The sequence below is a fragment of the Kribbella sp. NPDC056345 genome (assembly GCF_042262745.1).
Taxonomy (GTDB): Bacteria; Actinomycetota; Actinomycetes; order Propionibacteriales; family Kribbellaceae; genus Kribbella.
In genome coordinates, this window is the sequence record NZ_JBHJQQ010000004.1 from 428268 (window position 1) to 442697 (window position 14430).

Genomic DNA, 14430 nt, shown 5'->3' on the forward strand with positions numbered 1-14430 from the left:
AATGGCCCGTTACACCGGACCCATGACCAAGAAGTCGCGCCGTCTCGGGGTCGACCTCGTCGGTGGCGACAAGGCGTTCGAGCGTCGTCCGTACCCCCCGGGTATGCACGGCCGCGGCCGTCCGAAGGAGAGCGAGTACCTGCTCCAGCTGCGCGAGAAGCAGAAGGCCCGCTTCTCGTACGGCGTGCTGGAGAAGCAGTTCCGCCGGTACTACGAGGAGGCCTCGCGGCGCTCCGGCAAGACCGGTGACAACCTGCTGATCATCCTGGAGTCCCGTCTCGACAACGTGGTCTACCGCTCGGGCCTGGCCCGGACGCGTCGGCAGGCCCGTCAGCTCGTGACGCACGGGCACTTCACCGTGAACGGCATCAAGGTGAACATCCCGTCGTACCGCGTCTCGGCCCACGACATCATCGATGTCAAGGCCAAGTCCGTCGAGACGACGCCGTTCATCATCGCCCGGGAGACGCACGCCGAGCGTGTGGTCCCGGCCTGGCTCGAGGTGATGCCGGAGCGTCTGCGCATCCTCGTCCACCAGCTGCCGACCCGGCAGCAGATCGACACCCAGGTCTCCGAGCACCTGATCGTCGAGCTCTACTCGAAGAACTGATCCGGTTCCGGCCGGTGGCTCAGGCCGCCGGCCGGATCGGTCGTCTTCAGTCCTCGCGGCCTCAAATAGTGGTCGTCGCGAACAGTGAAGGAACACGAAGTTGCTTATCGCACAGCGTCCCACCCTGACCGAAGAGGTCGTCGACGAGCACCGCTCGCGGTTCGTCATCGAGCCGTTGGAGCCGGGTTTCGGCTACACCCTCGGTAACTCGATCCGCCGGACCCTGCTGTCCTCGATCCCCGGCGCCGCCGTCACCAGCATCAAGGTCGACGGTGTCCTGCACGAGTTCTCGACCGTTGCCGGGGTGAAGGAGGACGCGACCCAGCTGATCCTGAACCTCAAGGACCTGGTCGTCTCCTCCGAGCACGACGAGCCGGTCACCATGTACCTGCGCAAGCAGGGCCCCGGTGACGTCACCGCCGCGGACATCGCGCCGCCGGCCGGTGTCGAGGTGCACAACCCGGACCTGAAGATCGCCACCCTGAACGAGAAGGGCCGGCTCGAGATGGAGCTGGTCGTGGAGCGTGGCCGCGGTTACGTGTCCGCGATCCAGAACAAGTCCGCGGACGCCGAGATCGGCCGGATGCCGGTCGACTCGATCTACTCCCCGGTCCTCAAGGTCACCTACAAGGTCGAGGCGACCCGTGTCGAGCAGCGCACCGACTTCGACCGTCTCGTGGTCGACGTCGAGACCAAGCCGTCGATGCTGCCCCGCGACGCCGTCGCGTCGGCCGGTAAGACGCTGGTCGAGCTGTTCGGCCTGGCCCGCGAGCTGAACGTCGAGGCCGAGGGCATCGACATCGGCCCGTCGCCGGTGGACGAGCAGATGGCCGCCGACCTGGCACTGCCGGTCGAGGACCTGCAGCTCACCGTCCGGTCGTACAACTGCCTCAAGCGTGAGGGCATCCACACCGTGGGTGAACTCATCTCGCGCAGCGAGCAGGACCTGCTGGACATCCGCAACTTCGGCTCCAAGTCGATCGACGAGGTCAAGCTGAAGCTGGCCGAGATGGGCCTGTCGCTGAAGGACTCGCCTCCCGGCTTCGACCTGCGTGCGGCCGCCGAGGCCTACGGCACGGAGTCCGAGGACGACGACGAGAGCTTCGCCGAGACCGAGCAGTACTGACACCCACCCCGGGCCTGCTTCCGGGCCTGAATCCTTCTGGAGTAAGAGATGCCTACCCCCACCAAGGGTGCCCGGCTGGGCGGCAGCCCGGCGCACGAGAAGCTGATCCTCAGCAACCTCGCGACGTCGCTGTTCGAGCACGGCGCCATCACCACCACCGCGGCCAAGGCCAAGCGCCTGCAGCCGCTGGCCGAGTCGATGATCACCAAGGCCAAGCGTGGTGACCTGAACTCCCGCCGCCAGGTGATGAAGCGGATCCGGGACAAGAGCGTTGTGCACGTGCTCTTCACCGAGATCGGCGAGCGGTACGCCGACCGTCCGGGTGGTTACACCCGCATCATCAAGCTCGGCCCGCGCAAGGGTGACAACGCGCCGATGGTGAAGATCGAGCTCGTCGAGGCGCTGTCGGACTCGCCGAAGGCGAAGAAGACCGCCAAGAAGGCCCCGGCCAAGAAGGCCGAGCCGAAGGTTGAAGACAAGGTTCAGGACGAGAAGGTCCAGGACGTCGTCGCCGGCAAGTTCGAGAACTCGGCCGCACCGCTGGCCGACGACTCGGCGCCGGAGGGCTTCACCATCAAGGGCAACGAGAACTCGATGAAGTACCACACCACCGAGTCCCCGTGGTACGCCCAGACGGTCGCCGAGGTCTGGTTCAAGACCGAGGAAGACGCCGTCGCCGCGGGCTTCGCCAAGGCCGGCGAGACCGAGGACGACAAGTAAGTCTCAGCACTGCAGCAGCGCCCCGCACTTCACGGTGTGGGGCGCTGTTTGCGTTAGATTGCCGTGTGCGTTGGCGGATTGACCTCAAGTACGACGGGACGGCCTTTCATGGCTGGGCGCGTCAGGATGGTCTCCGGACCGTGCAGGGATCGCTCGAGGATGCGCTCCAGACCGTGCTGCGGCTGCCCGAGCGCGTTGCCGTGACCTGCGCCGGGCGGACGGACACCGGCGTACACGCTCGTGGTCAGGTCACGCACTTCGACTCAGAAGCCGCTGTGGAGCCGTTCAGGCTCCTGAGAGCGCTGAATGGCGTCCTGCCTGCGGATGTAGTCGTCAAGGCCGTGACGGCGGCTCCAGAGGGCTTTGACGCGCGGTTCTCCGCGCTTGCCCGCCGGTATGTGTACCGGTTGTGCGATGAGCAGGCCGGCTGGGATCCGCTGACGCGAGGACATGTACTGCGGGTGAGTCGTCCGCTGGACGTGGATCGGATGAATGCGGCGGCAACCCAGCTGTTGGGCGAGCACGACTTCGCGGCGTTCTGTAAGAAGCGGGAGGGCGCCAGCACAGTGCGAGCCCTGCTGGACTTCTCGTGGCAGCGCACGGGACCCGGGCTCCTGGAGGGCACTGTGATCGCAGACGCCTTCTGCCACTCGATGGTGCGGGCTCTGGTGGGTTCGATGATCCCGGTGGGTGACGGGCGTCGAGAGGTGGACTGGCCGGGCGGAGTGCTGGCCGGCAAGGTGCGGGACTCGGCGGTGGCGGTAGTGCCGGCGCATGGGCTCACACTGGAAGAAGTGCGGTATCCGGCGGACAACGAGCTGGCCGCGCGGGCCCTGGAGGCCCGGCAGGTCAGGGGAGAGGTACACCAGCGTGGCTGACCACTACTTCTCGGCGGAGCCCGGTTCGGCGGACGTCCGCCGTACTGTCGAGGGCCGGATCTGGGGACGGGACTACACGTTCACCACGGCGACCGGAGTGTTCTCCAGAGACCGCCTCGACATCGGTACGGCGGTGCTGTTGCGCGAGGTGCCCGCACCGACGGGCTCGGGGACTTTCCTCGACCTGGGGACGGGCTACGGGCCGATTGCCTGCGCACTGGCGGTGGAGTCGAGTGCTGTGGTGTGGGCGGTCGATGTGAACAACCGGGCGCTGGAGCTGACCGCCGAGAACGCGAAGGCGGCCGGGGTCGCGGACCGCGTGCACACCGCACTGCCTGACGACGTACCGGAGGACCTGGTCTTCGACCAGATCTGGTCGAATCCGGCGATCCACATCGGCAAGCCCGAGCTGCACAAGATGTTGTTGCGCTGGCTTGCTCGCCTTGCGCCCGGCGGCGTGGCATGGTTCGTGGTCGGCAAGAACCTCGGTGGTGACTCGCTGCAGCGCTGGATGACCGAGCAGGGCTACCCCTGCGAGCGCGTCGGCAGCGCCAAGGGGTTCCGGGTACTGCGTGCAACGAACGCGGGTCCGACGCCGTCCTGAGGGTTATGGAGGCAGCCTTGGCGGCAGCGGAGGCGCGATCGGAGTCGATCGAGTTCGAGCAGTGGGTCGGTCAGAAGGCCGACGCACTGATGCGGTTCGCCTATGTGCTCACCGGGGACCGCACGCTGGCCGAGGACGCCGTCCAGGACGCCCTGACGACCGCCTGTGCCCGCTGGGCACGGGTCAGCCGGGCCGACGACCCGGAGGCCTACGTGAAGCGGATGGTGGTGAACGCGCACATCTCCTGGTGGCGGCGCTTCCGCCGCCGCGAGGCACCTGTCGAGGACCCGGTCCGCAGTGCGCCCGCCGCGCCGGACGGTGCGGCGGCCAGGGCCGAGTCCGAGGAAGTCTGGGCGCTGTGCGCGACGCTGCCGGACAAACAACGCGCAGCCGTCGTACTGCGCTTCTACGAAGAGCTTTCGTACGCCGAGATCGGTGTGCTGCTGCACTGCGCGGAGGCCACGGCCAGATCGCATGTGCACCGCGCACTGGCCGCCCTGAAGACCACGCTGAGCAAGGAAGGAGCCGAGGATGCCTGAGCACGACCCTGAGCAGGAGCTCGGCCCCAAGTTCGCTTCGGCGTTCCAGAACCGTGCCGACGCAACGGAGGTGTCGAGCGGTCGGTTGGCGGCGGTTGCGCGTGGGCGCGTTCGGCGGCGTCGGCAGGCCTTGCTGTCGAGCGCTGCGGTGGTGCTGGTCGTTGTAGCGATCGGTGGCTCCTGGAACGTGTTCACCGGCTCCTCTTCGTCGAACTCCGAGTCGACCGCGGGCGTGGCAGACAGTGGCGGCAAGGCCGTGTCCGGCGGTGCCAGCAAGACGCTGGAGGCAGTGCCCAGTCAGCCGACCGCTATCGCTGCGGGGTGTCCGGCGGCTCATCCGATCCTCCAGGCCCCAGCGACGAACGCCGTACCGGCTGGGACCGGTCTGGACGTCGGTACGCCGGTGTCGGGGTTGATGGCCTGCCGCTACGACCTCAAGGGCGGTGCACTGCTCGGGCAGCAGACGTACAGTCCGGCAATCGCGCAGCAGGTGGTCGATGCGATCAAGGTGCTGCCCGAGATGAACCCACAGCTGCCCGTTTTCAAGTGCGCACCACCGACCGCTCAGCCGAGTGAGGCGATCGTGCTGCGGTTCACCACCGCGGCCGGTATCCGGGAGATCTGGGTGGAGTACACCGGCTGCAACACTCCGGGCTTCTTCACCGGCTCACACACCTACGGCCTGTTCGCGGCACCGCTGATGCTGTTCATGACCGGTCCGGTCAGGCCGGCCGGGAGCCCCTACCTGGATGCCCTGACGGGCTGGTGACGCGATATCCGTTCGCCTGCTGACGGGTCCGCCGGTCAGACTGGGGGAATGGGTCACGTAGAAGTCGCCGGCATCGGGTTCGAGCTGCCGGACGGGCGGGTGCTGCTGGACGACGTCACGTTCCGGGTGGGGGACGGTGCGAAGGTCGCACTGGTCGGAGCGAACGGTTCGGGCAAGACCACGCTGACCAAGATCATCGCGGGCGACCTGAAGGCGCACAGCGGCAGTGTCGCGCGCTCCGGCGGTCTCGGAGTGATGCGCCAGTTCGTCGGGTCGGTCCGCGACTCGTCGACCGTGCGGGATCTCCTGCTCGGTGTCGCGCCGGAGGCGATCCAGCAGGCGGCCGAGACGCTGGAGAAGGCCGAGCTGGTGATGATGGAAGACGAGAGCGAGAAGAGCCAGCTCAAGTACGCGCAGGCGATCTCCGACTGGGGTGAGGTCGGCGGGTACGACGCAGAGGTTCTGTGGGATGTCTGCACGATGTCCGCGCTCGGCGTGCCGTTCGAGAACTGCCGCTGGCGTGAGGTGAAGACGTTGTCCGGTGGTGAGCAGAAGCGCCTGGTGCTCGAGGCCCTGCTGCGTGGGCCGGACCAGGTGCTGATGCTGGACGAGCCGGACAACTACCTCGACGTACCGGCGAAGCGGTGGCTCGAGGAGCAGCTGCGCACCAGCGACAAGACGGTGCTCTACATCAGCCACGACCGTGAGCTGCTGGCCAACACTGCGACCCGGATCATCACTGTCGAGCTCGGTGCGGCCGGCAACACCGCGTGGACGCATGGCGGTGGATTCCGCACGTACCACGAAGCCCGGCAGCACCGCTTCGAGCGGTTCGAGGAGTTGCGCCGGCGCTGGGACGAGGAGCACGCCAAGCTCAAGGCTTTGGTCCAGATGTACAAGGTCAAGGCGGCGTACAACGACGGCCTTGCCTCGCGCTACAAGGCCGCACAGACCCGGCTGCGCAAGTTCGAGGAGGTCGGCCCGCCGCAGGAGTTGCCGCGCGAGCAGAAGGTCAGCATGCGGCTGACCGGCGGCCGCACCGGCAAACGGGCAGTGGTGGCCACCGGGCTGGAGCTGACTGGCCTGATGAAGCCTTTCGACCTGGAGGTCTGGTATGGCGAACGGGTCGCCGTACTGGGATCCAACGGGTCCGGGAAGTCGCACTTCCTTCGCCTGCTCGCCAATGGCGGTACCGACCCGGATATCGAGCACCAGCCGATCGGTGAGGTCCCGATCGCACCGGTCGCTCACAGCGGTGTCGTGAAGCTCGGTGCGCGCGTGCGACCGGGCTGGTTCGCCCAGACCCACGAGCACCCGGAGCTGGTCGGCAAGACGCTGCTGGAGATCCTGCACCGCGGTGACGAGCACCGCGACGGCATGGGGCGGGAGCTGGCGTCTCGCAAGCTCGACCGCTACGAGCTGGCGCACGCCGCCGAGCAGACCTTCGACAGCCTCTCCGGTGGTCAGCAAGCGCGCTTCCAGATCCTGCTGCTGGAGCTGTCCGGTGCGACCCTGCTGCTGCTCGACGAGCCCACCGACAACCTGGACGTCGAGTCTGCCGAGGCGCTCGAAGAGGGCCTGGACTCCTTCGACGGCACGGTTCTCGCCGTCACCCACGACCGCTGGTTCGCCCGCGGCTTCGACCGCCACCTCGTCTTCGGCGCCGACGGCACCGTCTACGAGTCCGCCGAGCCGGTGTGGGACGAGGGTCGGGTGCAGCGAGCTCGGTGACGCCTAGAGTTCTCCCCACCTGACCGGTGGGGGGACTTCGATGACAGGCGAGCTCGCGACGCGATGGGCCGGCAGCGTCGTACCTAGCTGGATCTACCGCTGGCTGCTGCCGGTGGGCTGGGCCGTGGCCATTGTGGTGTCGATGGTCGCGGGGGACGAGCAGCCATGTTCGGTCGCAGACCCGGCGTTCTGTGGGCCGGACCGGCTGTTCTCGGTGGTGATGGTCGTCTGCCTCGCAGCGGTAGTGCTGCTGTGGTGGCAACCGATCGCTGCCGCGGCTGCCGGCGTGCTCTTCGTCGTCTTCGAGCTCCAGTTCGACGACCTCGCGGAGGCACAGGTCGTCTGGACGATCTACGGTGCCGCCTGTGCTGCGTTGCTCTACTGGATGCTGACGGCTCGCCAGAAGCAGCGGTCGTTGGCCTTGCGGGCGCAGCGCCGTCAGGTGCAGGTCCCCGCGGCCGCCTCGGTCGGAGTCACCGCTCGTCTCCTCGTTGCCGGCGCACTGGTCCTTGCCGGGGTCGCTGTGCTGTTGCTGATGCGCTGGCAGGACGGTCGGGAGGCGGAGCATCTGCAGCGCGCTGTTGAGCAGACAGCCGTGGTGAAGGCCCATGGCGAGGAGGACGACCTCATCCTGGAGCTGCCGGACGGCAGCACCCACACCGTGACCATGTACGACGACTACGAGGTTGGCGCTCAGATCCCGGTCTTCGTGGACCCTGCCGACCGGGACTGGGTCAGGCCACTCGCCGAACCCGCTGACTACAGCCACTGGATCACAGTGGCCGGCGGAGCCTGCCTCGTGGCTGGTCTGTTCGTGCTGCAGGACGCACGGCTGCGACGGGCGCGGCCGCGAAGGGCCTGGCTGGCGCAGGGGCTGCCGGTATGGATCGAGCCGGACACTTCCTCGGCGTTCGCGCTGTACTCCGCTGACGGCGCCGTACTGCTGGGGTTCGCCTACCTGGAGCTGGACGACGAGGACGCCGATCTGGAGCTGCTGGAGGCTTTCGACGTGCTCGGCGACGAGGAGGTACCGCCGAAGTACCGGGATGAGCTCCTGGCGAGGCTGCAGCAGTACCGCGGTGAAGCGTTGCTGGTCGGCGATCTGGCGGAGCGGGCGTGGCCGACGATTCTGATCGGTGCGCACGTCTTACGGCCCGCCCGGCCGTTCCGGACCCCACGGCAGCTGCCGTGGCAGCGTGAGACGGCTGAGGGGGTGGATGGCAGTCCGCGTGTGCAGGATCTGCCACCCGCGCCGGAGATCGAGCCGGCCACCGACTTGCCCGTGCTGCCGTGGGAGGCGCCGCTGGAGCCGCGCTACTGGTGGGCCAAGCCGGCGCTGGTCGCGCTGATGGCCGGATTGCCGGTCGCAGCCGGGCTCTTCGCCCTTTGGGACGATTGGTACGTCGCCATCGGAATCGTCCTCTTCGGCACCGAGCTGATCCATCTCGCGGCGGTCCCGGTGTTCTTCCGGGTGACCGCGACCGCGACACAGCTGTGGGTCCGCAACGGCTGGGTTGAGCAGCTCCTGCCGTGGCACTCCGTGACAGCCGTCGACATCGACGCGGACCGGCTGAATATCGAGACGGACGACGACTGGCATGTGCTCAAGGGAGTGTCGACCGACCAGATGAAACGGGTCGCCGCAGTGTTCGAGGCGCTCCGGCTGCGGGCCGTTGCGACCGCTGAGAAGCAACGGCGGCGGCCGGCCCCGGCGCTGTGGCTGGAGATCGGGTTCCTGGTCATCGGTGGGCTGACCCTCGCGGTGGTCCGGTTCGCCTAGACCCAGCCGTCGCGATAGGCCGCCCAGTCGGCCTCAGTGGCGGTGAAGTCGACGTACAGGGCCAGGCCGAAGTTCTGGCGGGTTGAGTCGCCCAGTCCGAGGCGGGCGCCGCGGACTGCGGCGGCGACGGTCTCTGCGTGCCCCCAGTGGGACGGGTTGCTCTCCCAGTACGCCGGGAGGCCCATCAGGAGGTCCGTGCCGGGTGGGGTGACCTCCAGGGCCAGCTTCGTCTGCTTGGCGACGTAGCCGCCGTACAGGGACTCCAGTGGCATGGCTGTGTCGTAGGACATCACTGCGATCTGGTTGACGCGTTCAGCGACCTGGCGGAAGTAGTCCTGGGACCACCACTTGTCGACCGGGATCCGGTGCAGGTGCCAGAGCGGGTCGATCTGGTGCGCCGCTACCGACAGCGGCGCGCCCAGAGCGCGGGTCTCATCCAGTACGGCGAGGTAGCCGCGCGAGCCGGACCGCACTGGCTCGAAGTCGTAGTGGATGCCCTGAAACCCTTGCGCCAGCACGGTTTTCGCGGAGGCGACCACCTGCTGGCGGACAGCCGCGTCCTCAAGATCCATGCCAGGGTTCTTGCCCGGCTGTACGACGTCACCGAGCCAGGCCTGCACCCGTACGTCGGGTGCCGCCGCCCGCATGGCAGTCGTGAACCAGCGTGCGCGTGGTGACACCTTCGCCAGGTCCAGCGTGCCGTCGTGTTCCAGCGGGCCGGTGTGCACGTACAGCTCCCGGATACCGGTGCCCTGCAGTCGCTTGGCGAGCGCAGTGACATCGGCTGCGGTTCTACGGCCGTCGACCCAGGCATGGCCGAGCCAGAACGCGTCATGGTTCCGAGTGCGTGCCGACGACTCCCCGTCGTACTGGATGCGCAGTGAGAGCGCGTAGGCGCCGAGTGGTACCGGAATCAGCAGTGCGAAGACCAGGAGGACCAGCAGGACGACCCTGCGCCGGCGTCTCACGCAGCCGGGCGCAGACCGGCGTACACGAGGCCGAGCATCCGGTTGCGGACCTCTGGGTCGACGTTGCGCGTTGTGGCACCCCGGGAGGCGCCGATCAGCAGTGCGTAGACCTCCGGCAGGCGTGCATCACCCCGTACGGCGCCCGTGCGCTGTGCCTCGGACAGCAGGGACCCGAAGGCCTCCCGCAGCCCGGCGGCCGCCTTCCGGGCGTCCTCACCGGCCGCGACCCCGGCTGACGTCAACGCCTCACCGATCGCGAGCTTGGCCGAGGACTCCGCCACCACCTGGCTGAAGAAGGCATAGAACGCCCGCCCCGCGTTCTCCCCGGCGGCCAGCGTCAATGCCTGGTTCCGCAACCGCTCCAGCCGCTGGGTGAGCACAGCCTCCAGCAGGTCGGTCTTGGTCGGGAAGTGCCGGAAAACGGTCGCGATACCGACCCCCGCCAGTTTGGCGACCGCATCCGTCGAAGCATGTGGCGACTGCCCGAACACCTCGTCCGCCGCCGTCAGAATTCGCGCCCGATTGTCCCGCGCATCAGCTCGCACCCCAGACCCCTCTCCTCGTGGCAACCCCCGTGCCTCCCTAAAAGAGACGTCCGAGCAGGCCCATTTGGTTGTAACCGAAGTGAACTCTCCGTATTTGGGCTCGGCGAAATCACCGCGGAGCGGGCGGAACCGGCGCCGGGAGGTGCTGCGTCGTAGGGCCAGAAGCGCAGAAACGGCCCCGGTCCCAGGCGATGAAGCCGGACCGGGGCCGTTCCCAATTCAGTTCTAGCGGTCGCCCATGGGGACGTACTGGACGCCGCGGGCGCCGGTGTAGATCTGCTTCGGGCGCGCGATCTTCTGGTCGGTGTCGCCGAGCGACTCCAGCCACTGCGCCAGCCAGCCCGAGGTGCGCGGGATGGCGAACAGCACCGTGAACATCTCCGGCGGGAACTGCAGGGCCTCGTAGATCAGGCCCGAGTAGAAGTCGACGTTCGGGTAGAGCTTGCGGGAGACGAAGTACTCGTCCTCCAGCGCGATCTTCTCCAGCTCGACGGCGATCTTCAGCAGCGGGTTGATCCCCGTCACCTCGAACACGTCGTCGGCGGCCTTCTTGATGATCTTGGCGCGCGGGTCGTAGTTCTTGTAGACCCGGTGGCCGAAGCCCATCAGCCGCTCTTCGCCGTTCTTCACGCCCTCGATGAACGACGGCACGTTGTCGACCGAGCCGATCCGGCGCAGCATCTTCAGCACCGCCTCGTTGGCGCCACCGTGCAGCGGGCCGTAGAGGGCGGCGATGCCACCGGTCACCGCGGAGTACGGGTCGACCTGGGTGGAGCCGATCGCGCGGACCGCGTTGGTGGACGCGTTCTGCTCGTGGTCGGCGTGCAGGATGAACAGGATCTCCAGTGCGCGCACCAGCCGGTCGTCGGCGGCGTACTTGGGCTCGCTCATCTTGAAGAGCATCGACAGGAAGTTGGCCGCGTAGCTGAGCTCGTTGTCCGGGTAGACGTACGGCTTGCCCTGCGCGTGCCGGAACGAGAAGGCGCCGAGCGTCGGCATCTTCGCGATCAGGCGGCGGATCTGCAGTGCGCGGGACTCCTCGTCGAAGATCTCCCGCGACTCCGGGTAGAACGTCGACAGGGCGCCGACCGAGGCCAGCAACATGCCCATCGGGTGCGCGTCGTACCGGAAGCCCTGCATGAAGGTCTTCAGGTTCTCGTGCACGAAGGTGTGATATGTCACGTCATGCACCCAGGCTTCGTACTCCGCCTTGTTCGGCAGCGCGCCGTTCACCAGCAGGTACGCGACCTCGAGGTAGTTCGACTGCTCGGCGAGCTGCTCGATCGGGTAGCCCCGGTATTCCAGGATGCCCTTGTCGCCGTCGATGAAGGTCACCGAGGACCGGGTCGAGGCGGTGTTGACGAAGCCGGGGTCGTAGGTGGCCAGGCCACCGTCTCCGTCGGATGCACTGATCTGCTTGAGATCTGCGGCACGGATGGTGCCATCGGTGATGGCAAGGTCGTAGTCCTTGCCGGTCCGGTTGTCCCGGACGGTGAGCGACTGTTCGGTCACGATGCCCTCTTCGGAAGCTGGCGTCATCGCCCGGGTGAGTGAGGGTGTATATCAGCCGGCGGGACGCGATTCGGACTGCAATCTTCACCGCTAAACTAGTGCGGTCCGCAGCTCGTTCCAAGCCGGGGTGCCCGACCCGTTCGGTCTCACTTTGACCCCGGGTGGCGTACGCCGGTATTCTGGGCTGCTGTTGTGCGTTTCAGGTCCCGAAGAGGTTCAACCCTGTCCGGCGGACCGCTCGCCGACGTACTTGTTTTGTCAACCTCTGAGAAACGAAGGTCAACGACCGTGCGCACGTACAGCCCGAAGCCTGCGGACGTCACTCGCGAGTGGCACGTGATCGACGCTACCGATGTGACGCTCGGTCGGCTCGCCGTTCAGATCGCCACTCTTCTGCGCGGCAAGCACAAGCCGACGTTCGCTCCGCACGTCGACGGCGGCGACTTCGTCGTCGTCATCAACGCCTCCAAGGTCGCCCTGTCCGGCACCAAGCGCACGGACAAGCTGGCCTACCGCCACTCGGGTCACCCGGGTGGTCTGACGGCCACGCCGATCGGCGAGATCCTCGACAAGGATCCCCGCAAGGCCGTCGAGAAGGCTGTCTGGGGGATGCTCCCGAAGAACCGTCTCAGCCGGAAGCTGCTCACCAAGCTGAAGGTCTACGCCGGTCCGGAGCACCCGCACACCGCCCAGCAGCCGAAGCCGTTCGAGATCACCCAGATCGCCCAGTAAGCGATCGACGAGCCAGGTAAACGAGGATTTTCAGCGTGAGCGACATCACCACCGAGACTGCAGAGTTCGACCCCGAGGTCCCCATCGAGACCGACGGCCCGGTTGCCTACACCTCCGAGACGAACCCGTCGCCGGAGCAGCGCGCCGAGACGGGCCGCGTCGCGGTGATCAACCCGGCCGGCGCCACCGGCCGCCGCAAGGAGGCCGTCGCCCGCGTCCGCCTCGTGCCCGGCACCGGCAACATCACCGTCAACGGCAAGCCCATTGACGTCTACTTCCCGAACAAGGTTCACCAGCAGCACGTGAACGAGCCGTTCGTCGTCGCGGGCCTCGAGGGCTCGTACGACGTCATCGCCCGGATCAACGGCGGTGGCATCACCGGCCAGGCCGGTGCGCTGCAGCTCGGGATCGCCCGCTGCCTGAACGCCGCCGACGAGGAGGCGAACCGTCCGGGCCTGAAGAAGGCCGGTCTGCTGAGCCGCGACGCGCGGATCAAGGAGCGGAAGAAGGCCGGTCTCAAGAAGGCCCGCAAGGCTCCTCAGTACAGCAAGCGCTGATCACCTGATGGGGCGTTTGTTCGGTACGGACGGAGTCCGTGGCCTGGCAAACGTGGACCTGACCGCAGAGCTGGCGCTCGACCTTTCGGTCGCGGCAGCTCATGTACTCGGCGAGGCCGGTGCCTTCGAAGGGCACCGGCCACGCGCCGTTGTGGGGCGGGATCCACGCGCCAGTGGAGAGTTCCTGGAAGCCGCTGTGGTGGCCGGACTGGCCAGCGCCGGCGTCGACGTGTTCCGGCTCGGCGTGCTGCCGACCCCGGCCGTCGCCTATCTGACCGGTGCGACCGGTGCCGATCTCGGCGTGATGCTGTCCGCGAGCCACAACGCGATGCCCGACAACGGCATCAAGTTCCTGGCCCGCGGCGGGATCAAACTCGACGACAAGATCGAGGACGCCATCGAGGTCCGGATGAACGAGGACTGGCAGCGCCCGACCGGCGCGGCCGTCGGTCGCGTTCTCGACGACGGGCAGGGTTTCGAGACGTATGTCTCGCACCTGGTCCGCTCGGCACCGAACCGGTTCGACGGGGTCAAGGTCGTCATCGACTGCGCGAACGGCGCCGCCTACGGGACGGCTCCGGAGGCGCTGCGCCGGCTCGGCGCCGAGGTGATCACCTACGCCGCCGCACCGGACGGCCTGAACATCAACCTGAACTGCGGATCCACCCACCTGGAGGGTCTGCAGCGTGAGGTGATCGGGCACCGCGCCGACCTGGGCATCGCCCTGGACGGCGACGCCGACCGCTGCCTGGCGGTCGACGCCAACGGTGAGCTGGTGGACGGCGATCAGATCCTCGCGATCCTGGCGCTGTCGATGCGGGACAGCGGCCGGTTGTCCAACGACACCGTGGTCGCGACCGTGATGAGCAACCTCGGGTTCGTCCAGGCGATGGTCCGGGAGCAGATCGCGGTCGAGCAGACCAAGGTCGGCGACCGGTACGTGCTGGAGGCGATGAAGGCCGGCGGGCACAAGCTCGGCGGTGAGCAGTCCGGGCACGTGATCCTGTCCGACCACGCCACCACCGGTGACGGCACGCTGACCGCGGTCATGCTGCTGGCCCGGATCGCCCAGACCGGGAAGACGCTGGCCGATCTGGCCGGCGTGATGACCCGGCTGCCGCAGGTCCTGGTCAACGTCAAGAACGTAGCCAAGGACCGCGCCGGCACCGATGCCGCCGTACAGGCTGCTGTCGCCGAGGCGACCAAGCGGCTCGGCGACACCGGCCGCGTGCTCCTGCGCCCCTCCGGCACAGAGCCGCTCGTCCGGGTCATGGTCGAGGCCGAGTCCTCGGACACCGCCGACGAGATCGCTCACTCCCTCGCCGACGTGGTCGCGGCTTCGCTGAAGCTCTGAAGTTG

General features: G+C 67.6%; 15 protein-coding genes. 12 read left to right on the forward strand and 3 right to left on the reverse strand.

The window, feature by feature from the left end; all coding sequences use genetic code 11:
- Position 1 precedes the first annotated feature (1 nt).
- The 9 genes from rpsD (at position 2) to ACFCV3_RS17025 (ending at position 8757) form a co-directional block, all read left to right on the forward strand.
- Complete coding sequence (gene rpsD, locus ACFCV3_RS16985; RefSeq protein WP_132402601.1) at positions 2–610, forward strand: 30S ribosomal protein S4; 609 nt, start codon at positions 2–4, stop codon at positions 608–610.
- A 100-nt stretch (positions 611–710) separates the two neighbouring features.
- Positions 711–1736 carry a DNA-directed RNA polymerase subunit alpha gene (locus ACFCV3_RS16990; RefSeq protein WP_132402598.1) on the forward strand — a complete coding sequence of 342 codons (1026 nt, stop codon included), beginning with the start codon at positions 711–713 and terminating at the stop codon, positions 1734–1736.
- 48 nt (positions 1737–1784) lie between these two features.
- On the forward strand, positions 1785–2456 hold the full coding sequence (gene rplQ / locus ACFCV3_RS16995; protein WP_376030918.1) for a 50S ribosomal protein L17: 672 nt from the start codon (positions 1785–1787) through the stop codon (positions 2454–2456).
- Positions 2457–2521: 65 nt separating this feature from the next.
- Complete coding sequence (gene truA, locus ACFCV3_RS17000) at positions 2522–3334, forward strand: tRNA pseudouridine(38-40) synthase TruA (protein WP_376030919.1); 813 nt, start codon at positions 2522–2524, stop codon at positions 3332–3334.
- Entirely contained in the window at positions 3327–3938 is a 612-nt protein-coding gene (locus ACFCV3_RS17005) for a class I SAM-dependent methyltransferase (RefSeq protein ID WP_376030920.1), read from the forward strand. Before truA ends, ACFCV3_RS17005 begins: the two co-directional genes overlap by 8 nt.
- Positions 3939–3955: 17 nt before the next feature.
- Entirely contained in the window at positions 3956–4477 is a 522-nt protein-coding gene (locus ACFCV3_RS17010; RefSeq protein ID WP_238176013.1) for an RNA polymerase sigma factor, read from the forward strand.
- On the forward strand, positions 4470–5246 hold the full coding sequence (locus ACFCV3_RS17015; protein WP_376030921.1) for a hypothetical protein: 777 nt from the start codon (positions 4470–4472) through the stop codon (positions 5244–5246). The genes ACFCV3_RS17010 and ACFCV3_RS17015 overlap by 8 nt, the downstream gene beginning before the upstream one ends.
- Before the next feature lie 48 nt (positions 5247–5294).
- Positions 5295–6977 carry an ABC-F family ATP-binding cassette domain-containing protein gene (locus ACFCV3_RS17020; protein WP_376030922.1) on the forward strand — a complete coding sequence of 561 codons (1683 nt, stop codon included), beginning with the start codon at positions 5295–5297 and terminating at the stop codon, positions 6975–6977.
- Between the two features lie 40 nt (positions 6978–7017).
- Complete coding sequence (locus ACFCV3_RS17025; RefSeq protein ID WP_376030923.1) at positions 7018–8757, forward strand: hypothetical protein; 1740 nt, start codon at positions 7018–7020, stop codon at positions 8755–8757.
- Here ACFCV3_RS17025 and ACFCV3_RS17030 read toward each other — a convergent pair.
- The 3 genes from ACFCV3_RS17030 to ACFCV3_RS17040 all read right to left on the reverse strand — a co-directional run bounded on the left by ACFCV3_RS17030 (position 8754) and on the right by ACFCV3_RS17040 (position 11782).
- On the reverse strand, positions 8754–9725 hold the full coding sequence (locus ACFCV3_RS17030) for a hypothetical protein (RefSeq protein WP_376030924.1): 972 nt from the start codon (positions 9723–9725) through the stop codon (positions 8754–8756). The two genes, ACFCV3_RS17025 and ACFCV3_RS17030, sit on opposite strands and share 4 nt — an antisense overlap.
- Positions 9722–10270: a TetR/AcrR family transcriptional regulator gene (locus tag ACFCV3_RS17035; protein ID WP_376030925.1), complete on the reverse strand. Its 549-nt coding sequence runs from the start codon at positions 10268–10270 to the stop codon at positions 9722–9724. The genes ACFCV3_RS17030 and ACFCV3_RS17035 overlap by 4 nt, the downstream gene beginning before the upstream one ends.
- 225 nt (positions 10271–10495) lie before the next feature.
- Positions 10496–11782, reverse strand: a complete 1287-nt coding sequence (locus ACFCV3_RS17040) for a citrate synthase (protein ID WP_376030926.1) — start codon at positions 11780–11782, stop codon at positions 10496–10498.
- 288 nt (positions 11783–12070) lie between these two features.
- Here ACFCV3_RS17040 and rplM point away from each other — a divergent pair, with 288 nt between their 5' ends.
- The 3 genes from rplM to glmM are packed head-to-tail and all read left to right on the forward strand — an operon-like array spanning position 12071 to position 14425.
- Complete coding sequence (gene rplM / locus ACFCV3_RS17045) at positions 12071–12514, forward strand: 50S ribosomal protein L13 (RefSeq protein ID WP_131360941.1); 444 nt, start codon at positions 12071–12073, stop codon at positions 12512–12514.
- Positions 12515–12549: 35 nt separating this feature from the next.
- On the forward strand, positions 12550–13071 hold the full coding sequence (gene rpsI, locus ACFCV3_RS17050; RefSeq protein WP_376030927.1) for a 30S ribosomal protein S9: 522 nt from the start codon (positions 12550–12552) through the stop codon (positions 13069–13071).
- A 7-nt stretch (positions 13072–13078) separates the two neighbouring features.
- The gene (glmM, locus tag ACFCV3_RS17055; RefSeq protein WP_376030928.1) at positions 13079–14425 is read left to right on the forward strand and encodes a phosphoglucosamine mutase; all 1347 of its coding nucleotides are present in this window, start codon (positions 13079–13081) and stop codon (positions 14423–14425) included.
- Positions 14426–14430 lie beyond the last annotated feature (5 nt).